General features: G+C 64.9%; 24 protein-coding genes. 5 read left to right on the forward strand and 19 right to left on the reverse strand.

Features of this window, described 5'->3' with window-relative positions; all coding sequences use genetic code 11:
- Window positions 1-27: 27 nt before the first annotated feature.
- The 7 genes from CV770_RS13590 to CV770_RS13625 form a co-directional block, all read right to left on the reverse strand.
- Complete coding sequence (locus CV770_RS13590; RefSeq protein ID WP_201759836.1) at window positions 28-891, reverse strand: metal ABC transporter solute-binding protein, Zn/Mn family; 864 nt, start codon at window positions 889-891, stop codon at window positions 28-30.
- A 5-nt stretch (window positions 892-896) separates the two neighbouring features.
- Complete coding sequence (locus CV770_RS13595) at window positions 897-1,766, reverse strand: metal ABC transporter permease (RefSeq protein ID WP_104462710.1); 870 nt, start codon at window positions 1,764-1,766, stop codon at window positions 897-899.
- Window positions 1,767-1,772: 6 nt separating this feature from the next.
- Complete coding sequence (locus CV770_RS13600; protein ID WP_201759837.1) at window positions 1,773-2,528, reverse strand: metal ABC transporter ATP-binding protein; 756 nt, start codon at window positions 2,526-2,528, stop codon at window positions 1,773-1,775.
- Between the two features lie 2 nt (window positions 2,529-2,530).
- Window positions 2,531-2,779 (reverse strand): hypothetical protein, encoded by a 249-nt coding sequence (locus tag CV770_RS13605; RefSeq protein WP_091966758.1) that lies wholly within the window; start codon window positions 2,777-2,779, stop codon window positions 2,531-2,533.
- A 168-nt stretch (window positions 2,780-2,947) separates the two neighbouring features.
- Complete coding sequence (locus CV770_RS13615) at window positions 2,948-3,448, reverse strand: hypothetical protein (RefSeq protein ID WP_018316197.1); 501 nt, start codon at window positions 3,446-3,448, stop codon at window positions 2,948-2,950.
- The gene (locus CV770_RS13620) at window positions 3,445-4,056 is read right to left on the reverse strand and encodes a permease (protein ID WP_104462712.1); all 612 of its coding nucleotides are present in this window, start codon (window positions 4,054-4,056) and stop codon (window positions 3,445-3,447) included. The genes CV770_RS13615 and CV770_RS13620 overlap by 4 nt, the downstream gene beginning before the upstream one ends.
- Window positions 4,057-4,255: 199 nt before the next feature.
- Window positions 4,256-4,852 (reverse strand): superoxide dismutase, encoded by a 597-nt coding sequence (locus CV770_RS13625; RefSeq protein ID WP_007597204.1) that lies wholly within the window; start codon window positions 4,850-4,852, stop codon window positions 4,256-4,258.
- A gap of 241 nt (window positions 4,853-5,093) precedes the next feature.
- On the opposite strand from CV770_RS13625, the gene CV770_RS13630 reads away from it, so the two are divergent.
- The 3 genes from CV770_RS13630 (at window position 5,094) to CV770_RS13640 (ending at window position 7,631) form a co-directional block, all read left to right on the forward strand.
- Window positions 5,094-5,621 (forward strand): GNAT family N-acetyltransferase, encoded by a 528-nt coding sequence (locus tag CV770_RS13630; RefSeq protein ID WP_104462713.1) that lies wholly within the window; start codon window positions 5,094-5,096, stop codon window positions 5,619-5,621.
- Between the two features lie 82 nt (window positions 5,622-5,703).
- Window positions 5,704-7,089, forward strand: a complete 1,386-nt coding sequence (locus CV770_RS13635; protein ID WP_201759838.1) for an MATE family efflux transporter — start codon at window positions 5,704-5,706, stop codon at window positions 7,087-7,089.
- Window positions 7,090-7,196: 107 nt separating this feature from the next.
- The gene (locus CV770_RS13640; protein ID WP_104462715.1) at window positions 7,197-7,631 is read left to right on the forward strand and encodes a DUF2147 domain-containing protein; all 435 of its coding nucleotides are present in this window, start codon (window positions 7,197-7,199) and stop codon (window positions 7,629-7,631) included.
- A 4-nt stretch (window positions 7,632-7,635) separates the two neighbouring features.
- Here CV770_RS13640 and CV770_RS13645 read toward each other — a convergent pair whose 3' ends face one another.
- Window positions 7,636-8,781 carry a DUF3095 domain-containing protein gene (locus CV770_RS13645; RefSeq protein WP_104462716.1) on the reverse strand — a complete coding sequence of 382 codons (1,146 nt, stop codon included), beginning with the start codon at window positions 8,779-8,781 and terminating at the stop codon, window positions 7,636-7,638.
- A 225-nt stretch (window positions 8,782-9,006) separates the two neighbouring features.
- On the opposite strand from CV770_RS13645, the gene CV770_RS13655 reads away from it, so the two are divergent.
- The gene (locus CV770_RS13655; protein WP_104462717.1) at window positions 9,007-9,405 is read left to right on the forward strand and encodes a hypothetical protein; all 399 of its coding nucleotides are present in this window, start codon (window positions 9,007-9,009) and stop codon (window positions 9,403-9,405) included.
- Between the two features lie 4 nt (window positions 9,406-9,409).
- Here CV770_RS13655 and CV770_RS43300 read toward each other — a convergent pair whose 3' ends face one another.
- The 10 genes from CV770_RS43300 to CV770_RS13705 form a co-directional block, all read right to left on the reverse strand.
- Window positions 9,410-9,619, reverse strand: a complete 210-nt coding sequence (locus CV770_RS43300) for a hypothetical protein (protein ID WP_091966742.1) — start codon at window positions 9,617-9,619, stop codon at window positions 9,410-9,412.
- Window positions 9,620-9,745: 126 nt separating this feature from the next.
- Window positions 9,746-10,468: an SDR family NAD(P)-dependent oxidoreductase gene (locus CV770_RS13665; RefSeq protein WP_104462718.1), complete on the reverse strand. Its 723-nt coding sequence runs from the start codon at window positions 10,466-10,468 to the stop codon at window positions 9,746-9,748.
- Window positions 10,461-11,843 (reverse strand): class I adenylate-forming enzyme family protein, encoded by a 1,383-nt coding sequence (locus CV770_RS13670; protein WP_201759840.1) that lies wholly within the window; start codon window positions 11,841-11,843, stop codon window positions 10,461-10,463. Before CV770_RS13670 ends, CV770_RS13665 begins: the two co-directional genes overlap by 8 nt.
- Window positions 11,830-12,075, reverse strand: coding sequence for an acyl carrier protein (locus tag CV770_RS13675; protein WP_008543699.1), 246 nt, complete (start codon window positions 12,073-12,075; stop codon window positions 11,830-11,832). Before CV770_RS13675 ends, CV770_RS13670 begins: the two co-directional genes overlap by 14 nt.
- 141 nt (window positions 12,076-12,216) lie before the next feature.
- Window positions 12,217-14,031: a long-chain-acyl-CoA synthetase gene (locus CV770_RS13680; RefSeq protein ID WP_104462752.1), complete on the reverse strand. Its 1,815-nt coding sequence runs from the start codon at window positions 14,029-14,031 to the stop codon at window positions 12,217-12,219.
- A gap of 228 nt (window positions 14,032-14,259) precedes the next feature.
- Window positions 14,260-14,529, reverse strand: coding sequence for a DUF3551 domain-containing protein (locus CV770_RS13685; protein ID WP_104462720.1), 270 nt, complete (start codon window positions 14,527-14,529; stop codon window positions 14,260-14,262).
- A 34-nt stretch (window positions 14,530-14,563) separates the two neighbouring features.
- The gene (locus CV770_RS13690) at window positions 14,564-14,848 is read right to left on the reverse strand and encodes a DUF3551 domain-containing protein (RefSeq protein WP_104462753.1); all 285 of its coding nucleotides are present in this window, start codon (window positions 14,846-14,848) and stop codon (window positions 14,564-14,566) included.
- Window positions 14,849-14,976: 128 nt separating this feature from the next.
- Window positions 14,977-16,854, reverse strand: coding sequence for a molecular chaperone HtpG (gene htpG / locus CV770_RS13695; protein ID WP_104462721.1), 1,878 nt, complete (start codon window positions 16,852-16,854; stop codon window positions 14,977-14,979).
- Between the two features lie 123 nt (window positions 16,855-16,977).
- Window positions 16,978-17,385: a hypothetical protein gene (locus CV770_RS13700; RefSeq protein WP_018316212.1), complete on the reverse strand. Its 408-nt coding sequence runs from the start codon at window positions 17,383-17,385 to the stop codon at window positions 16,978-16,980.
- Window positions 17,386-17,635: 250 nt separating this feature from the next.
- Window positions 17,636-18,229 (reverse strand): nuclear transport factor 2 family protein, encoded by a 594-nt coding sequence (locus CV770_RS13705; RefSeq protein ID WP_201759843.1) that lies wholly within the window; start codon window positions 18,227-18,229, stop codon window positions 17,636-17,638.
- Window positions 18,230-18,429: 200 nt separating this feature from the next.
- Between CV770_RS13705 and CV770_RS13710 the strand changes: the two genes are divergently transcribed.
- Entirely contained in the window at window positions 18,430-19,209 is a 780-nt protein-coding gene (locus CV770_RS13710; RefSeq protein WP_245453758.1) for an energy transducer TonB family protein, read from the forward strand.
- A gap of 72 nt (window positions 19,210-19,281) precedes the next feature.
- On the opposite strand, the gene CV770_RS13715 is transcribed toward CV770_RS13710, so the two are convergent.
- Window positions 19,282-20,088: a response regulator gene (locus tag CV770_RS13715; RefSeq protein WP_165637891.1), complete on the reverse strand. Its 807-nt coding sequence runs from the start codon at window positions 20,086-20,088 to the stop codon at window positions 19,282-19,284.
- Between the last annotated feature and the right edge of the window lie 144 nt (window positions 20,089-20,232).

The raw sequence follows: 20,232 nt of genomic DNA on the forward strand, positions 1-20,232 counted from the left end.
GCGACGCGAGGCGGGGTGGCCCCTGCCCTAGTGGTCAAGCGCGCTGGTCAGGGCCTTTATATTGTGCCTGACCATATCAATGTAAGTGGGTGCCGGCCCCTTTTCGCCGGTCAAACCGTCCGAAATCAGGGTCCCGCCGACTTTTGAGCCGGTCTCGGCCGCGATCCGCCGGATCAGCCGGTCGTCGCTGATATTTTCCAGGAACACGGCCGGTATTTTTTGGGCCTTGATCTGGCCGATGATGGCCGCGATGTCCCGGGCGCTCGGCTCGGTTTCGGTGGAGACCCCCAGGGGGGCAATGAACTGGATACCGTATTCGGCGGAAAAATAGCCGAAGGCGTCATGGGTGGAGATCACCTTGCGCCGCTCCGGCGGGATTTTCGCCACGGCGTCGCGGACCTCACGGTCGAGCGTTTCGAGCTTTTCCAGATAGGCTTTTGCCTGGGCCCGGAAGAACTCCGCATCATCCGGGGCGGCCGCGGCCAGCGCATTGGCGATATCGGTCGCGTAGACCTTGGCGTTGGGGACGGACTGCCAGGCGTGGGGATCGGCGGCCGAACCGAGCTTCAGCGGCGTGATGCCGGCGCTCGCGGTGACCATCACGGCCTTGCTACCTGCGGACTGCACGAGACGCGGCAACCAGCCCTCCAGCCCGAGCCCATTGACGATGACGAGCTTCGCCTCCGCGACCCGCTTCGCATCGGCTGGCGCCGGCGTGTAGACGTGGACGTCGCTGTCGGCGCCGACCAACGTCGTAACGTTGACCCGATCTCCCCCGACGTTACGGACGAAGTCGCCGAGGATCGAGAAGCTCGCAACGACGTTGAGCCGTTCCGCGGCGCGCAGCGGCGAGGCAGCCAGCAACGCCATACAAAGCAAGATGAGCCGCATCGCCGTCACGCTTCCAGATGCCGGCCGGGAAACAGCTGCCGGACGATGCCGCCGACGCGGCCGAACAGCACGGAGATGATGTAGAGCACCGTCGCCACGAGAATGACCGCAGGGCCCGACGGCACGCGGGTCTGGAACGACAGCACGAGGCCGGCATAGCCGGAAGCCGCGGCGGCGACCACGGCGATGCAGATCATGACGGTGAGATCGCGTGACCAGAACCGCGCGATGCCAGCCGGCAGGATCATCAGACCGACCGCCAGCAACGTGCCGAGCGCCTGAAATCCGTTGACGAGGTTGATGACGACCAGCGCGAGGAAGGCGAGATGCGCGGGACCGCCGGCGCGGCTCACGGTGCGCAAGAACAAGGGATCGACGCTCTCGATCACCAGTGGGCGGTAGATCACGGCGAGCACCAGCAGCGTCACGGTGGCGTTGAAGGCCACCACCAGCAGGGTCTGGTCGTCCATCGCGAGGATGTTGCCGAACAAGACATGGAGCAGGTCGATATTGGTGCCCTTGATCGAGACGATGGTCACGCCAAGCGCCAGCGAGGCCAGGTAGAAGGTCGCGAGCGAGGCGTCCTCCTTCAGCCCGGTCGAGCGCGCGACCACGCCGGCGAGGATGGCGACGGCAAAGCCGGCGAAGAGTCCACCCGCCGTCATCGCGAACAGATTGAGGCCGGAGAGCAGGAAGCCGACCGCCGCGCCGGGCAGGATCGCGTGCGCCATGGCATCGCCGACGAGGCTCATCCGCCGCAGCATCAGGAAGACACCGATCGGCGCGCCGGCCAGCGACAATGCGATCACGGCGGCCAGCGCCCGCCGCATGAATTCGAATTCGGTGAACGGGCCGATCAGCGCGTCATAGAGCATCGGCAATCACGCGGCCCGCGAACTGATATCGTCGGCCTCGCAGGCTGTGGCGCTGTCGTCGAAGGCCTCGCACATGCGCATCGCCGCCATCAGGTTTTCCGGCGTCAACACCTCCGCCGTCGGTCCCCACGCCACGGGGCCGCGCGCCAGCACCAGCGTCTCGCTGAAATGGTTGCGCACCATCTCCATGTCGTGCAGCGCGGCGAGCACGGTGCGGCCCTCGCCGTGCCAGTGCTTCACCAGCGCGAGCAGGTCGGCGGTGGTCTTGCTGTCGATGGCGTTGAAGGGCTCGTCCAGCACGATGAGCGAAGCGTCCTGGAGCAGCACGCGCGCAAACAGCACACGCTGCATCTGGCCGCCCGAGAGCGTGCCGATCGGGCGGTTCTCGAAACCGTTGAGGCCGACGGAGGCGATCGCGCGCAAGATCTTCCCGCGCGCGGCCTTGTCGATGCCGCCGAACAGGCCGGTCCCGCGCCACAGCCCGGTGCCGACGAAGTCGAACACCGAGATCGGGAAGCTGCGGTCGATCTCCGCGCTCTGCGGCAGATAGGCGATATCGCGAGAGTCGAGCCCGCCGAGATGGATGCTGCCGTCGAGCGGCCGGAGGATGCCGACGATGCCACGCAGCAGGGTCGACTTGCCCGCGCCATTCGGGCCGATCACGGCGACCAGCGCGCCCCGCGCGACCTCGCCGTTGAGATGGTGCACGGCCGGGTGCCGGTCATAACCGAGCGTGACATTGTGAAAGTGCAGCGCCGCCATGGTCACCTCATCGCCAGGAAGACCACGCCCCAGAGCACGGCACAGACGGCGAGCGCGGCCAGAAGGCGCGCGGCCATGGTCATGCGCAGGATCGACCAGGGCGCGGCCTGGGCGGGATGCGGCGAGGCCGCGTCGTGGACATGGGCGTGGGTGTGGTCGTGCCCGTGCGAATGGTCATGAGCAGGCGAATGGTCATGGGAATGACCGTGAGCATGATCGTGATGATGGGCGTGGGACGCGGCGGGAACCATGCAGAGACGTTATATTATAACATTACCCCTGTCCACGACCCCGGTGTCATTCCGGGGCGGCTCGAAGAGCCGAACCCGGAATCTCGAGATTCCCAGGTGCGCAACTGCGCACCGTAGTTCGATGCTTTGCATCGCCCCGGATGACGTCCCTAGCAGTCACGCCGGGCCTCAGGGCTTGCCGATCACCATTGCAATCGCCGCTGCCACGAAGGGAAACGGCACCGACACGGCGCAGCGGAACCAGACGAAACGGGCCGGCATGAACGGGATTTCCCACAAGATCACCCGCTGGAAGGCGAACAAAGCCCAGGCGACGACATAGGCCACCACCTGCGGCACCCCGCCGCCCGACTTCAGCGCCACCGTGCCGATGGAGAAGCCGATCACGGGCCCGCCGGGCGTGGCGGCGCCGGCGACCACGGCGGTCGCAACCCCGAGCCAGCCGCTGTCCGGGCCGAGCCAGCCGGTGATCACCTCCTGCGGGATGATGGCGGCGATGTAGCCGGAGCCGATCACGCCCAGCGCGATGCGCGGCACGATGTTGATGAAGTCCATCGAGCCTTCGCGCAGCGAGGCCTTGAACACCGGAGGGCCGCGGCGAAAGGCGATCAGCCCGACGCCGAACACCGAGCCCCACAACAGGATGTCGATGAAAAGCGCGGCGCTCATGCCGCGTCCTCGTCGCTTTCGCGCTTCGGATAGAGCCGGACATAGACGAAGCGGCCGAGGGCCCCTGCGAGCACCGGCAGCGGCAGCGAAATGAGAATCCGCCACAGCGTGAAGTCGGTGCCCATGATCGGGATTTCCCAGGCCACCGCCCGGCCATAGCCGATCAGGGTCCAGCTCACGACCATGGCGATGGTGGCGCCGAAATCGGCGCCGACCGCGAGCAGCGCACTCGCCACGGGATAGGCGGTGAACGGACCGCCGGGCAGGATCGCGCCGAAGGCGGTGCCGATCAGAAGGCCCGTCAGGCCGGATTTCGGCCCGAGCGAGCGCGAGACCTTTTCGTGCGGCAGGATCTCCGAGATGAAGGCGCCGAGCAGGCAGCCGGCGAGCACGCGCGGCAGGATGCCCGAGAACAGCGAGAGATCGTGGGTGAGAATATCGAGAACGCCGTCGGTGCCGTCACGGCGCCAGACCAAGGTCGCACTCACCGCGACCAGCGCTGCGATGATGATCGTCGACCAGCCGATCGGCTTGCGCACTCGCCCCGGCCGCGGCTCGGACTCCGCGTCCTCGGCAGGCGCCGGGTTCTTCGGGGAAGGTTCTGACAACGGGCTCGGTTGGCTCGAGGGTGATGCCCGTCCTGATTAAGGGCGCCGCCCACGCGATGCAAACAGTAGGATGACAGGCCGGTGCGCGCGCCACGCAGGGCAATTCCGCACAGCAAAAAGGCGGCCGCGTGAGCGACCGCCTTTTGTTTCTGTCATTCCGGGGCGCACGAAGTGCGAACCCGGAATGACCGAGTAGAGCTTACGCCTTGTCGAACAGGGACTCGACGTATTCCCAGTTCACGAGGTTCTCGACGAACGCCTTGAGATAATCGGGGCGGCGGTTGCGGTAGTCGATGTAGTAGGAGTGCTCCCAGACGTCGCAGCCGAGGATCGGGGTGGCGCCATGCACCAGCGGATTCTCGCCGTTCGGGGTCTTGGAGATCTCGAGCTTGCCGTTCTTGACCTGGAGCCAGCACCAGCCGGAGCCGAACTGGCCGACGCCGGCTGCCTGGAAGTCGGTCTTGAACTTCTCGAAGCCGCCGAGGTCCTCGTTGATCTTCTTCTCGATCTTGCCGGGCAGCTTGGTGCCGCCGCCATTGGGCTTCATCCAGCTCCAGAAGTGGATGTGATTGTAGTGCTGGCCGGCATTGTTGAACACCGCGGGGTTCTTGCCGAACGAGCCCTTGACGATCTCTTCAAGGGACTTGCCTTCCCATTCGGTCCCCTTGAGCGCGTTGTTGCCGTTGGTGACGTAGGCCTGATGATGCTTGTCGTGGTGAAATTCCAGCGTCTCCTTCGACATGAACTGGCCGAGGGCGTCATAGGCGTAAGGGAGGGGGGGCAGCGTAAAGGTCATGAGATGTTGTCCGCGACTGATGGGGAACTGGCTTAACGGGGACTCTTATAGAAGGTTCCACCGCCGTTAAATACCGCCAATTTGCGAAAAGGCGCGATGCCACGGCTTGGCCGGATTGCACAAAATCGCCGCACCGAGTGACATTCAACCCGGGCCGGTCGCCCGCCGCAAAATATCATTGCCTTTGAACCGGTTATGACAGAACGAATGGACCGCGCAGCGTGTTGCGAGAGACAAAACCATGAGCATCGAGATCGACATTTTGAACGGCGACGCCTCGTGGCCGATCGCGGAGCCGCTGCATCAGGCGGTCTGGGGACCGCACTTGGTCGCGGACAAGCCCTGGGCTCACATCAAATGGGCCAATGCGGACCTGCGCGTGCTGATCGAGACGCCCGAGGACGGTCTCGTCTGTCATGTCGGCATCTACTTCCGCACCGTCATCTGGAACGGACAGAAGGTCCATATCGGCGGCATCGGCGGGGTCTGCACCCGCGAGGACCGGCGCGGTCGCGGCTATGCGACCGTGGCGATCGACGCGGCCGTGCACACCATCAGGGCCAACGAAGCGGCCCGGTTCGCGCTGCTGTTTTGCGAGCCACACAATTTTTCGTTCTACGAGACCCGGAGCTGGCTGCCCTTCAAGGGCGAGGTCTATTGCGAACAGCCGGAGGGGCGGATCCGCTTCACCGAGATGGCGCCCTACGTCTTCAACATCGTCCGCGCGCCGACGCTGGGCACCATCGACCTATGCGGTCTGCCGTGGTGACCCCTGCGTGGCGTGAGGGCTGCCGCAGGGGCTTGGCCATCCTATAATATGTCGATCATCATCTAAATTCCGCCCGGTGAACATGACGATCGACGCCCCTGCAGACGCCGTCCCGCCGCTTGCGCCGGTCGCCTCTCCGATCGCCAGCCTGCTGACGGCGCCGATCCTGCCGACGCTGCTGCGGCTCGCGATCCCCAACATGATCGCGATGGTCGGCAGCACTTTGGTTGCGATCGCCGAAACCTCCTATATCGGCCGGCTCGGCACCATTCCGCTCGCCGCGATCGCGCTGGTGTTTCCGTTCGCGATGCTGACGCAGATGATGAGCGCGGGCGCGATGGGCGGCGGTGTTTCGTCCGCGATCAGCCGCGCACTCGGCGCCGGGGATCGTGACCGCGCCGCGACGCTGGCGCTGCATGCCGCCATCATCGGCCTCTGCGGCGGGCTGTTCTTCACGGTGATGATGCTCGTCTTCGGCCGCTCGTTCTTCACGCTGCTCGGCGGACGCGATCGCGTGCTCGAGGAGGCCAGCGGCTATTCGCAGGTGCTGTTCTCCGGCGCGGTCGCGATCTGGCTCGTCAACACGCTGGCCTCGGTGATCCGCGGCACCGGCGACATGCGCCTGCCCTCGATGACGCTGATCGGAGCCAGCGTCTTGCAGATCGCGCTCGGCGGCACGTTGGGGCTCGGCCTGTTCGGCGTGAGGCCCTTCGGCATGCCAGGCGTCGCCAGCGGCCAGCTGATCGCGTTCACCTGCGCCGCGATCTTCTTCCTCTGGTATCTCGCGTCCGGCCGCAGCCGGCTGCCGCTGAATATTCGCGCGTTTCATTTCGAGCGCGCGATGTTCCTGGACATCCTCAAGGTTGGTGCGGTGGCCTGCCTGTCGCCGCTCCAGACCGTGCTCACCATTTTGATCTTCACCAAGATCCTGGCCACGTTCGGCACCGAGATGCTGGCCGGCTACGGCATCGGCTCGCGGCTGGAATTCTTGTTGATCCCGATCACGTTCGCCTTCGGCATCGCCTCGGTGCCGATGGTCGGCATGGCGATGGGCGCCGGACAGGTGAAGCGCGCGCGACGTGTGGCCTGGACCGCCGCTGCAGCTTCCGGATTGACGGTCGGCCTGATCGGGCTCGCTGTGGCGCTCGCTCCATCGATGTGGGTCGCACTCTTCACGCGGGATCCCGGCGTCACCGCCGCCGCACACAGCTATTTCCACTGGGCCGGCCCGACCTTCGTGTTCTTCGGCATCGGCGTGTCGCTCTACTTCTCCTCGCAAGGCGCGGCGCGCGTCGGCGGCCCCGTGCTCGCTTCCACCGCGCGGCTTCTGATCGTCGCGGTCGGCGGCGTCGGCCTCATGATGACGCAGGCGCCGGCCTGGACCTTGTTCGCGCTGGTCGGCGGTGCCATGGCGGTGTTCGGCCTGTCGACTGCGGCCGCGGTCGCCTTCGCGCGCTGGGACAAATGATCGCAGGACAATGAACGAAGGCACTGAACGCAGGAATGTGATTCCAGCCTGCGTTGCACTATCCCGCCGGGCTGCTATGGAGGCGCTCCATTTTCGGGGCCTCTTCCATGACTTCCAGATTCACTGCTCTCATCGTCCTCCTCGCTGCGCTGCTCGGCGCGCCGGCCGCGCATGCGCAGAGCGCCGATGGGACGTGGCTCACCCAGGCGGGCGATGCGCGCGTCAAGATCAGCAAGTGCGGCGGCGGCATCTGCGGCGTCGTCGCCTGGCTGCGCGAGCCCTACGACACCGCGACCGGCCAGCCCGCCAGCGACAGCAAGAACCCCAATCCCGCGCTCGCCAGGCGCCCGATGATCGGTTTGCCGTTGTTCAGCGGCATGCAGCCCTCCGGTCCGAACAAATGGTCCGGCCAGATCTACAATGCAGACGACGGCAGCACTTATGCCAGCAGCATCTCCGTGACGGGAGCGGATTCGCTGCGGGTCGAAGGCTGCGTCGGCGCGCTCTGCGGCGGAGAGACCTGGACGCGCGCGGGGCACTGACGCTTCACGCCATCATCGCCTTCAGCGCCGTCGCCGCCGAGGCGTAGCCGCCCCGTGCGCCATCGATGAAATGGACGTGATCGCTGCGTAGCGCCGACGGCGTGAAGCAGGTCATCATGGCGGCATCCTGCTGGTAGAGGCCGTAGCGTACGATGCCGTCACGGGCCGCAATCGCCAGTCGGTCGCTCAGCGCGCGCTCGAGCTGCGGCGTGCAATCGAGGATCATGCGCAGGCCGTCGTCATATTTGCGGAAGTCCGAGTTCTCGACGACCTGGCGCCTGTAGAGCTTGGGCACAAAGCCGCCGACGTTGAGGTCGAAGCGCATGATCAGATAGACGAACAGCGTATAGGCCAGCACGCTGGCGCGGCGCGCGAGCAGCGGACCACCGCGCCTGGTGCGGGCTTCGTATTCCAGCCCTTGCGGCGGCCATTTCAACGGCGGTCCCTGCGGCGGTACCGGACGGGCGCCGTCCGGGCTGCGCTCGACGAGGTGGATGATATCCTCGATCACCTTGCGGAAAGCATGCGGGTCGGCGCCGCGCGCCGGCATCACCAGAATCGACAGGATCAGCCCGCGTGAGGCCGGTATCACCTCGAAGCGGCAGGACAGGCCCGAGAGATCGGGCTGCGTGCCCGCCGACGCTGCCGGGACGGCAAACTCCCCGCGCTTCATCGCGGCATCGGCGAAGGCGAGCCCGCCGCCCGAGAACATCGCATAGGACAGGTTGGCCGACGGACCGAACCGCGCGACGCGCACGTCGAGGCCCTGCGCGCGGATGGCGCTGACCGGCACCAGCGCGACCCGCATCGTCAGATCGAGATCTTCCCGCACCCAGGTCGCGGTAGCCGCCAGCGCCTCTCGGGCAGGTTCGAGATCGCCCGGCGCAACCGCAAAGCTCGCGCCGTCGCCGCCGAACACGAAGGGGAATTCGCGTCCTTCCAATGCGTTCGTCACCGCCGCGATCACGGCGGCGCCGGCCATGTTCACCGCCTTGTAGCGCTGCGCCGCGATCGCCTTGGTGGAATCGACGATATCGGCAACGCCGATGCTCCAATCGTCCGGCAGCGGCGCATAGAGCGCAGGGTCCATCAGGCTGGTGAAGCCGCGGAAGACGGGAATGCCGCCATAGAAGGATTCGCCTGAGGTCATCGGGGATGCCGGATGGTTGGAATACGAAACAAATACGTGGCAGGATCGATCCGGGTTCGCCGGCCGGCGGCCCCTTTCAATCATTGGCCGAAACGGGCCAGGACAACAAGATACGGCAGCAACAAGGCGAGGCCGCGTTGCAATACCGCAGCGGGTCATTGATCGGGATCAAGCGGCCGGCCGGGGAGAACGGCTATCGTTGGCCAGCTCCAAGGGTTGCATGGGATGATCGAGGTGTCAGACTTCGGCAGCAAGGAATCCACCTCTCCGGTCCGCCGGCGCACGGGCATCGACCCGATCAGCGCGGTGAAGATGCCCGAAAGACTGACTGCAGCCGTCGATGCCTGGGCTGAAGCCCATCAGCTGACCCGCTCGGATGCGATCTGCAAGCTGATCGAGCTGGGCCTGAAGATCGCGCCCCCGGTCCACTCCTCGGCGCATCCGATCGCATCGGACGCCACCAGGATCGAAGAGATCGCGATCCACGAGATCGAGACGCTGCTCGATCCGGCATTGCCCGTGGACGAGCGCGACCGCCGCATCCGCCGCCTCACCGAAGGGCCGCCGGAATTTTCACACGAACGAATTGACCTGCCGAAAGACTTGCCGAAGCACCGGACGTGAGCTGCTAATGCAGCTTCTCGTCCTGACGCTTGCGCAAGCTATCGAGAGACGCATCATGGCAGCCGACCAGGCGTACGAATTGCTGCGGATACATTTCGTGGCCATGACCGCCGGAATTCTGGTGCGTCATCGGCGGGCAACGGGCATCGTCCTGCTTCGCGCGGGATTGCTCGGTCCGGCCCTGATTTGAAGCGGTCATGTTGGGCATGGTCATGGACTGCTCCCTGTCGATTAGGGCAGATCGATTGACGTAACCCAATCGATTGCGGAGCATCTTACGACCAAATCCGGCTGAATGTCATTGTGCCGGATCAATTCAATTGTGACGGCGGAGTTCCGCTTACGCCGTGTTTCCCGCATCGATGGTGAACACCGTCCCTGTCACGTTGCGACCACCCTCGCCGAGCAGATATTCCACCATGCGCGCGACGTCGTCCGTTTCCGGCAGGCGGCGCAGCGCGCTGCGGCTGGTGATGCGCTTGCGGGCCTCGTCGGACAGATTGTGCGTGAGCTCGGTGTCGATGAAACCCGGCGCAATCGCATTCACGGTGATGCCGAGCTTGCCGACCTCGCGCGCCAGCGAGCGGGTGAAGCCTGTGGCAGCCGCCTTGGTCGCGCCATAGACCGACAGGCCGTTGTAGCCGGTGGTCGCGATGATCGAGGAGATGTTGATGATGCGCCCAGTGCCGTCGGCCATCATCTGCCGCGCGACATATTTGGTGAGGATGATCGGCGACAGCACGTTGAGCTGAACCAGCGCCTCGATCTCGGAATTATGCATGGTGGCGAGCAGGCCTTCGGTGCCGAGGCCGGCATTGTTGACAAGGCCGTAGGTGGGGCCGAACTCGTCGCGCACGAGTTTTGCAAAAGCCGGAATGGCGTCGATCACGGCAAGGTCGCAGGCGCGGAAATGCAGGCGCCCTTCGGACTCCGCAATCGCGGCCTTGAGCTCCTCGCTCTCGCGCCGGGCTGCAGCGACCACGTTGTAGCCGGCGCCGGCGAGGCGCTTGCCGATCGCAAGGCCGATGCCGCGGCTGCCGCCGGTGACGAGGACATTATGCATCGGTGCGCGCCAGTTTTCCGGCCGGGGTGACGTCGAGCGCCTCGACGAAGCGGATCACCGCCGGCACCTTGTGGGACGCGAGCTGCGCGCGGCACCGCTCCAGGATCTGGTCGCGGATCTCTTTCGCGCGCGCGGGATCGGTGCCCTCGGTGAGGATCACGTCGGCGACCACGATGCCGCCGGTGATCGGGCTCTTGCGCGATTTGGCCCGCGACATCCGCACGTCGGGATGGCGGTTGATGACCGCCTCGATCTCTTCGGGGTGGACCTTGAGTCCGCCGATATTGATGATGCCGCCGCGGCGGCCGACGAAATAGTAGCGCTCGCCGCGCAGCTCGACGATGTCGCCGCTGTCGACAAATCCGTCGTCATCGGTGAGCGCGGCGGCATTGCGGCCGACATAGGCATGCGCGGTGCGCGTCGAACGGATACGCAGCGACCCTTGGACCACTTTCATCTCGACGCCATTGCGATTGCCGAGATAGTCGGCCGGAAAACCTTCCAGCCCGTCATTGACGGCAAAGCCGACGCCGGCTTCGGTCGAGGCATAGGCATGACCGACGGAGGACTTGGGGAATGCCGCCTTCAGCCCGTCGAGCACCGCCTGGTCGGCGATTTCACCGGAGAGGCGGACGTAAGCCGGTGTGAACTGCGCGGCCGAACCGCTCATCAGGAGCTTGCGCCAGTGCGAGGGCGTGCCGGAGATGTGCGAGACGCCGCGCGCCTTCAGCCGCGCGACGTGATCGCCGAGCGCCTCATGGGGATCGGACAGCACCATCGAGCCGCCGGAAAGGACGGCGCGAAGGAAGATTTGCAGGCCGCCATAGCGGCGGATGTCGTAGAAGGTCGCCCAGACCGGCGCCGGGCCGCGCGCGGGCCCTTCGGCAACAATCGCACCCGTCAGCGCTTCCAGCGTGTGACCAGCGATCTTCGGCACGCCTGAGGTGCCCGAGGTGAGCATCAGCCATTCCGTCGCGCGTTCGGTCTTGGCGGGCGCGGTGGATACAAGCGGCAATTGCGCGGTGACGATGAGCGCGATGCCTGAGCCGGCCCAACGATCAGGCTCGTCCGTCACGACGGCATCGATCCCGGCATCCGCGATCAGTGCGTCGAGATGCGCCGGGTTGAGATCGGGCGGGCACAGCAGCATGCGACGCGCGATGCCGTCGAGCTCGATCATGGCGAGGCCCGACCGGAGCTGGTCGGACAATTTGAGCAGCACGGAGCGGCCGGACAATTCGCGCAAGCGGCCACCCAGAACCGTCTGCGACAGGATATCGGTCAGCGACACGCAGGTGTGCGCGTCCGACAGCGTACGGCCGGTCAGCTCCGCGCCGAGATGGTCGCGAAGCGCAAAGATCTCACGCGGGGACATTTTCGTAGGCCCGCACGAAATCGCCGACCGTGGCGGGAAACGCTGCGTCCTCGGAGATGGTGAAGGGGTCGACGCCGGTCTCGTCCTCGAGGCGCGCAACCAGGATGGCGAAGGCGAGCGAGTCGAAACCCGTCTCGTGCAGCGACAGATCGTCCGAGAGCGCGGGAAGCGTGACGTGCTGCTCTTTGGCGATCTGCTGGATCGCGTCAATGACCTTAGACCTTACCGACATGGCTGGCTCGCTTTGTTATCGTTGGTGTTGCGGCGGCTCTTGCTGGCCGCCTCCCCATGGCCGCTTGTTTACCCGACAGAAGTAAATGGCTTCTTGGACAATTCAGATAAAATTGGACCTATCTGCGAATTTTGGCGGGATTTACAGCCGGATCGAGCCGTCCACGATTCGCCCATAGGCCACCGTATCGAGCGCCCCATAGGCGCCCGACTTCGGGTCTGCCATGAACAGCGGATCGGAGATCGCGGCGGGATCGAACCCTTCCCGTGCGAGATCGCCCTTCTTCTGCTTGAATGTCTCGGTCGCATCGATCTCGCTGGAGATGCGAATGAAGACGGGGCGCGCATAGGCCGGCAGGCGCTGCGCGAGATGTGCGGGCAACGCCGCAATGTCAAAACCCTCGTTGACGACGATCGCGCTCATGCCGGCGCGGCCGTCGGCGCCGGGGAGGCTGACGCCGTAAGTGGTGGCATCGACGACGCCGGTGAAATCGCGCATCGCGTCGTTCACCTCCGAGGTCGCGACGTTCTCGCCCTTCCAGCGGAAAGTGTCCCCGATCCGATCGACGAAATGGAAGAAACCCTTGTCGTCGATCCGCATCAGGTCGCCGGTGCGAAACCAGGCATCGCCTTTGGCAAAGACGTCGCGTAGAACCTTCTTCTCGGTCTCGCCGGTGTCGGTGTAGCCCTCGAACCGGCCGCCGCCTTCATCGGCGGTGCCGATGCGGCCGATGGCTTCGCCGGCCTCGCCGCGGGCGCAGGCGAGGCAAAACCCCTCTTCGTTGCGCAGCGGCGCGCCGCTGTCGGGGTCGAGCTTGACGAGATTGGCAGGGAAGCGATGCGCCAGCAGCGGCGGGATGCGACCGATCGCGCCCGGCTGCCCCTCGACGTTGAACAGCGAGAAATTGCCTTCCGTGGCCGCATAGAATTCGAGGATGCGGGGAATGGCAAAACGCGACTGAAAGTCTTCCCAGATGTCGCCGCGCAGGCCGTTGCCGCAGACGAGGCGGAGACGATGCCGGTTCTCATATTCCGACGGCGCCGCCTTGAGCAGATAACGGCAGAGCTCGCCGATATATTGAAACAGCGTGCAGTCTTGGCGCACGATGTCGGACCAGAAATGCGAGGCCGAGAATTTCTCCGCGATCACCACCGAGCCGCCGGCAGCGAGCATGCTGCAGGGCGCGACGATGCCGCCGACCGAGTGGAACAGCGGCAGGCAATCGTAGAGCCGGTCTTGCGGGCTCGCGCCGGTGAGGCCGGCGAACCAAAAGCCCCAATTGAGAATGCGGCGGTGGCTGATGCTGGCAGCCTTCGGCAGGCCGGTGGTGCCTGATGTGTAGATCAGCAGCGCACGGTCATCGACGGTGACCTCACCGCGCTCCTCCGGCGAAAGGGAAGCGTCGTCCAGCGCCGCGAGGGCGACGTCGATGGCGCGCTCGCTGCGGGCATCGCCATGCGTCCAGACCTTGGCCTGCGTCTTCAGATGCGGCGTTGCGCTCTCCAGCATCTCCGTCAGCTCATGCGCAACGATGATATGCAGGGGCTTTGCGACATCGAGGCAATGCGCGAGCGAGGGTCCCACCAGCTTGGTGTTGAGCAGCGCCGCCACACCGCCGATCCGGCTGATGCCGAGCCAGGCCGCGACATAATCGATGCCGTTCGGCATGATCAAGGCAACTGTATCACCCTTGGCCACGCCGGCCGAGCGCGCCCAGCGCGCGTAGCGGTTGATGCGCTTCGACAGGCCTTCATAGTCGAGGCTTGCGTCGTCGGTGATCAGCGCGACGCGGTCGGGCTGGCGCTGCGCCCAATCGTCGATGACGTCGGCGAACAGACGCCCCGGCAGCGTCTCGATCCGGGCCGTAAGCTCGATGGCCTTCAGCCATATCTTTGAAGCCGAAGGCGCGCGCGCGACGTTTTGTCGTTCGATGACACCGGTGGTCATGCCGTTGATTCTTTCGGGCCGCCTGCTGACATCAGGCAATCTAGCCCCCGCGCCCTGCCCAGGTGTTAAGAGACAAGGTAAAACTCTGTTAGGGCGCGGTTAACTCTAGCCATCCTCTACCGCTGCCACGGCAAGGCCGGTGAGTTCGCGGCATGGTGACGGCCGAGACCGATCGCGCTGGCGCAAGGTGGTCGAGCTGTGGGGGCAGGAAGGAGTAGCGCGCAGCACCTGCCGACGCTAGCCGCTACGCCTGTAGCGCAAGTGCGGCGGCGGCGCGTGAACCGGATAATACGGATTGAGATCGCAGATCGCGGATCGGCCATAGGCCGTGGCGCGGCACTGGGGCAACGAGGTGAAGGAGCAGTCGTACCACTCCCCACCTCCCCCGTTCGCACCTGAATAAACGTGCATGCAGACGGGATAGCGCGGATCAAAAGTCTGCGCATGCGACGGCGCGGCTGCGAGCACCGCGCCCACGGTCACGACCATTCCGAACGAGAAGCGCATGAACTGTGTTCCGGTACGAGGCATCGCGGATTCGCTAGTGCACCTTCTTGTGACGCCGGCGCGGCTGCGGCGGCGGCTGGTCGAAGGCGTAGTAGGGGTTGACGTCGCAGCTCGCCGAGCGGCCCGACGCGGTCGCGCGGCACTGCGGCAGCGAGGTGAAGGAGCAGTCGAAATAATCGCCTCCGCCACCGCCGAAGCCGCCGCCGGGCGTGTAAACGTGCATGCACACCGGGTAGCGCGGATCATAGGTCTGGGCGCTGGCATCTGCCGCGACGAACAGCGCGGCAATCGCGGTGAGGGTCAAAATCGACAGGCGCATGGACTTAATCCTCGAATCGACGGCATCGGCGGATCTGATGCCGGCAGCCTCGTATGGCATAACACCAGGCCGGAGGCGACTGTTCCTAGGGACAGATGACGGCAAGGTGAGCGCTGCGGGCTGCGGCGCTAGGCGCCGAGCCCCTGCAGCACGAGCCGGTTCAGCCTTGCGGCAAACGCAGCCGGGTCTTCCGGCAACTCGCCGTCCAGGATCTGCGCCTGCTCGAGCAGGAGCAGGCTGAGATCGTCGACCGCCTTCGAGCCGGCTTGCGCCTTGGTGATCGCGCCCACCATCGGATGGCGCAGATTGATCTCCAGGATCGGCTTGGTCTTCATGCCGCGGTTCTGCTGCGACAGGATGCGTTCGAGCTCGCGGCTCGGGCCCTGGCTGTCGGCGACGAGGCAGGAGGCCGAGCTGGTGAGGCGCGTCGAGGCCTTGACGTCGCTGACACGCTCGCCGAGCGCGGCCTTGATCACGGCGATGGTGGCCGCTTCATCCGCCTCGGGCTCGTCCTTCTTTGCCTCGTCCTTGTCATCGACGCGCGGAATCAGGTCGAGATTGAGATCGCCTTGGCTCAGTGACTTCAGCGGCTTGCCGTCGAACTCCGACGGCATCGAGGTCCAGAACGCATCGACGGGATCGGACAGCAGCAGCACCTCGATGCCGCGCGCGGTTGCGGCCTCCAGCCGCGGATTGGATTTCAGCCGCTCGATGCTGTCGCCGACGAGATAATAGATCTCGGTCTGGTTCGGCTTGAAATCGGCGATGACCTGCTTCAGCGAGCGCGTCTCGCCCGACGTCGTCGTGAAGCGCGACAGTGCCAGCAGCTTTTCGCGCCGCTCGAAATCCTCGTAAATGCCTTCCTTGATCACCGCTCCGAAGGCGTCCCAGATCTTGGCGAAGTTCTCCGGATCCTTCTCGGCCAGGCTTTCGAGCTCGGACACGACCCGGGTCGCCACGGCTTTCCGGATCTGCGCCAGCTGCGGATTGTTCTGCAGCATCTCGCGGGAGATGTTGAGCGGGAGATCCTCGCTGTCGACGACACCGCGGATGAAGCGCAGATAGCCCGGGAGCAGATCGGCATCATCGGTGATGAAGACGCGGCGGACGTAAAGCTTCACCCGGCCCTTGCGGTTCGGCTCGAACAGGTCGAACGGCTTGGTCGAGGGCGCGAACAGCAGCACGGCGTAGGAGTAGCGGCCTTCGGCGCGGTAATGCAGCGTCATCGCGGAATCGTCAAAGGCGGAGGCGATCTGCTGATAGGCCTTCTTGTAGTCCTCCGGCGTCAGCTCGGATTTCGAGCGTTGCCACAGCGCACTAGCCGAATTGATCTGACGGGGCTCGCCCTCTTCCGGCACCAGCTCGATCGGGAACAGGATGTTGTCGGAATAGGCACCGACGATGCGCTCGATCTCAAAGCTCTCAAGATATTTCTTTGCGTCGTCCTTCAGGTGCAGGACGATCTCGGTGCCGCGCGCCAGGCGCGCCGCCTCCTCGTCGCTGGCACGGGCGATCTCGAAGCCGGAGCCGCCGGAGGACGTCCAGGTCCAGACGTCGCTCTCGCCGGCGCGGCGGCTGATCACGACGATCTTGTCGGCGACCATGAAGGCGGAATAGAAGCCGACTCCGAACTGGCCGATCAGGCCAAGGCCGTCCTTGGCCTCCTTCAGCTTCGACACGAATGCCTTGGTGCCGGAGCGGGCGATGGTGCCGAGATGGTCGATCAGCTCCTGCCGCTCCATGCCGATTCCGTTGTCGGCGATCGTGAGCGTCCCGGCCGCCTTGTTCGGGATGATCCGGATCTTGAGCGCATCGCCCTCGCCGAGCAGCGAAGGGGTTGCGATCGCCTCATAGCGCAGCTTGTCGCAGGCGTCCGAGGCGTTGGAGACGAGCTCGCGCAGAAAGATGTCGGTCTCCGAATAGACGGAGTGCACCATCAGGTGCAAAAGCTCGGAAACCTCGGCCTGGAAGGGCTGCGTATGCACAGCCGTGTCTGACGTCGTCATGCGTTTACCCGGTCAAAACGAAAGGGAAGAAACCCGGGATATAACGCCAGCGTGGAGAGGATCAAGTGGACGTGAAGAATCGTCCTCCAGGCGGGAGAACGATCTATCCGGCGCCCGGGCGGATCAGGTCACGCAGCGGCCGGGCTGGAGCAGCTTTGCGACCTCGGTCAGGGAGCTGACCATCGGCTCGCAGGCGATCGTCGGCCTGTTGCGCACCTTCTTCTGGTTCTGGAGCAGCACCGGCGGCTTGGCATTGCCGGTCTCGATCACCGCGGGGACCCGCAGCAGCACCGAGGTGTCGGCGAGGTCATTCAGCCGCATCGAAACGGTGCGGGTCGGAACAGCTGCCTGCTTGATCTCGGCGAGCCGGTCGGCCTTGCCGGTCCGATTGACATTGTGGCCGGGCTTGTCGGCCTTGTCGGCGACCGCCTGCCAGCGGTCTGCCAGATCATGACCCGAGGCCAGTTGCACGGCACCGAGCGTCGCAGCAGCGGCGACGACGCTCAAAAATACCTTATGAATCTGTGACATGGCTGTCGATCCCTCGCCCCATGGCGATCACGGGAACAACGCCGGGGAAGGATCAGGGGTTCTCAGCGGTTACGATCACTTAACCGTGTGCGACAAATACGACAGCGTGCGCAAAATATTTCGCGAGGGGTGGAACGACTTTCGCAGACTGGAGTCGTCTCAACAGCCGGCTATTCCCCCCTGCCCCATAAGCCGGTGACGTAGGGCGCGACTGTGGTGATGCCAGTCGCGCCTTACTTTTTTCTGGGGTTCACTTCCCCGCCAGCCAGTCGCGCCCTTCGCCATAGAGCTTCTCGACCTCGGGTCCGATCAGGCCCGGCATGTCGCGCTTGACCTTGTAACCGATCAGCTCCTGCATGTAGGCGAGGTGGCGATAGCCTTCCGGGAGCGCGGCCAGCGCCTTCTGGTCGAGCTGAAGCGTCGCGGCGGGATCGACCGGGTCGATCCGGTCCTTCTCATAGATCGGCTGGCGGCGGACGATGCCCCATTTTCCCTGCCGCTTTTCCAGGAAATCGTAGAAGCGCCCGGTGCAGACAACGTCGCAAACGACGTCGTGCACCGGGGCACGCTGCGAGATCGTCATCTTGGTCTGCGCGATGGCCCGCTCGCCTGCGAGATCAATGCTGGTGCCGCCAAGGAAATGCAGGATGCGCACGCCCCTGGCGAACCCCTCCTGGCTGACGCGCATGAAATCCCGCGCCGGCCCCTGAAACCAGGTGGCGGACATCCAGCCCTCTTCGTGCCAGACCGTGGCAAACCGCTCCCAGTCACCGGCATCGCGCCAGACCGCCCAGTTCTCGACGAGGTCGCGGATGGCGAGGCGATCGAGGAGTTGCTGGTCCAACATGCGAATTCTCCAGACGGTTTGGCGTCGCGACAGGCGTCATCGGTCCCACGTATCAACGGGGCAATTCAGTCGCCGTCAAGCGGGCTTCCCAGCCCTTCGAATTGCTCACACCTACGCAAACGCGATACGAGCAGCGATCCTTGCAATCAACCTGATGGCGATTAATATCCGGATCGATGCAGATGAGATTCCTTTTAATGGCCGCGCTTCTTGGATTGGTGGCGGCTTTCCCCGCGCATGCGCTGGCCGACAGGCCAAGCGACAACGTCAAGGCCTGGAAGATGCGGCTGACGGCGCACATCGCGAGCAGAACGCAATTTCCACCCGCTGCAATGGGTCAGACCGGTGAGGCCAAGGTTGCATTGGTCATGGACCGGTCCGGTAAACTGATCTCGCGAACCTTGGTGGAAAGCACCGGCTCTCCACCGCTCGATGCTGCCGCGCTTGCGATCGTCGAGCGCGCTCAACCGTTCCCGGAGGCGCCTGCGGAATTGGTAGAGACGTCGTTCTCTTTCACCGTGCCGATCATCTTCAGTGGACGTCGATTTCAGGTGCCGCCCGTGGGGTTAGTGACCGTCGCACCGATGCCCGCTTCCACGGTACCCGACGCCATGGCTGCCTGGCGCAAAGCGGTGACCGAGCACGTCTGGCGCAACAGGGCATTTCCTCCGGAGGCGATGGGTCAGAGAGGCGACGCCGGCGTCACATTCGTGGTCGACCGCGCAGGCAAGTTGATCTCGAACGCACTGATCGAGAGCACAGGCTCCCGACTACTCGATGCAGCAGCTCTTGCAATGGTCGAGCGGGCCGCACCATTTCCGAAGACGCCCCCCGAGGCGAACGACGACCTCCAGAGCGTCACCGTCCTCATGACGTTGGATGGGACCTTGCCCAAGGGACAGTCCAGTACATCGTCATGGATCGAGGACGAAGCCAAGTTGAAGACCAAGCTCAACAGCGTCTGCCGAGGCTGCTGAAACCAAGCGCTGGCGAACGCAAAAAACGGCGCGCCTTGCAGCGCGCCGTCCTCTTTTCGATGCAAGCGTTCCCTAAGCCGCTGGCGCCTTCGGCGCGCGGTTGCGCGAGTTGCGCTGGAAGAATAGCGCCTGGCTCGCCACCGCCGACACCATCGCGGGCTGGAACGGTTTTGAGATCAGGAACGCCGGCTCGGGCCGCTCGCCGGTGAGGAAGCGCTCCGGATACGCGGTGATGAACACCACCGGCACCTCGAAGGTGCGCAGCAGCTCGTTGACGGCGTCGAGGCCCGACGAGCCATCGGCAAGCTGGATGTCGGCGAGGATCAGGCCGGGCCGCCTGTTCTTGGCCAGCGCCACCGCATCGGCATGCGTGCGGGCAACGCCGACGACGTTGTGGCCGAGATTCTTCACCAGGCTCTCGAGGTCCATGGCGATGAAGGTCTCGTCCTCGATGATCAGCACATCGGTGGCGATCTCGGCGGCCATCTCGCGTCCGGCGGCATCCGCAAGCCGCCGCGTCTCGGCGACGTCGGTGCCAAGGATGTAGCCGACTTCCTCTTCCGAGAATCCCTCCAGCGAGAGCAGCAGGAAGGCCTGGCGCGGCAGCGGCGTGATGTTCGACAACCGACGCTCGGGCGGCATCGGCAAGGTCGTCACCTCGGAATCATCATTGACGGAGACCGAATTCCAGATCTGGGTGAACAGCCGGAACAGGCCCGCGCGCGGCCCATGGCTCTCGTCGAGCACCGAGGGATCCCCCAGCATGGCTTCCAACATGGCTGCGACATAGGCGTCACCGGAGGCCTGGCTGCCCGTCAGGGCGCGTGCGTACCGGCGCAATAAGGGCAAGTGTTCAGCAACAAGCTGTGAACGGGACATCCCCACTCCATTCATCTTCGGGCCAACCTTGACGTCCAGGCAATCCGAGGGGGGCCCGGGTTCCCCTGCTCGGCTGATTACGCCTCAGGCCAAGAAAAGTTCCGTCCGAGCGGGAACTTTTTCTCGAACCTGGAATTGAGCCTA

This window comes from Bradyrhizobium sp. AC87j1 (assembly GCF_002936975.1).
Classification (GTDB): domain Bacteria; phylum Pseudomonadota; class Alphaproteobacteria; order Rhizobiales; family Xanthobacteraceae; genus Bradyrhizobium; species Bradyrhizobium shewense.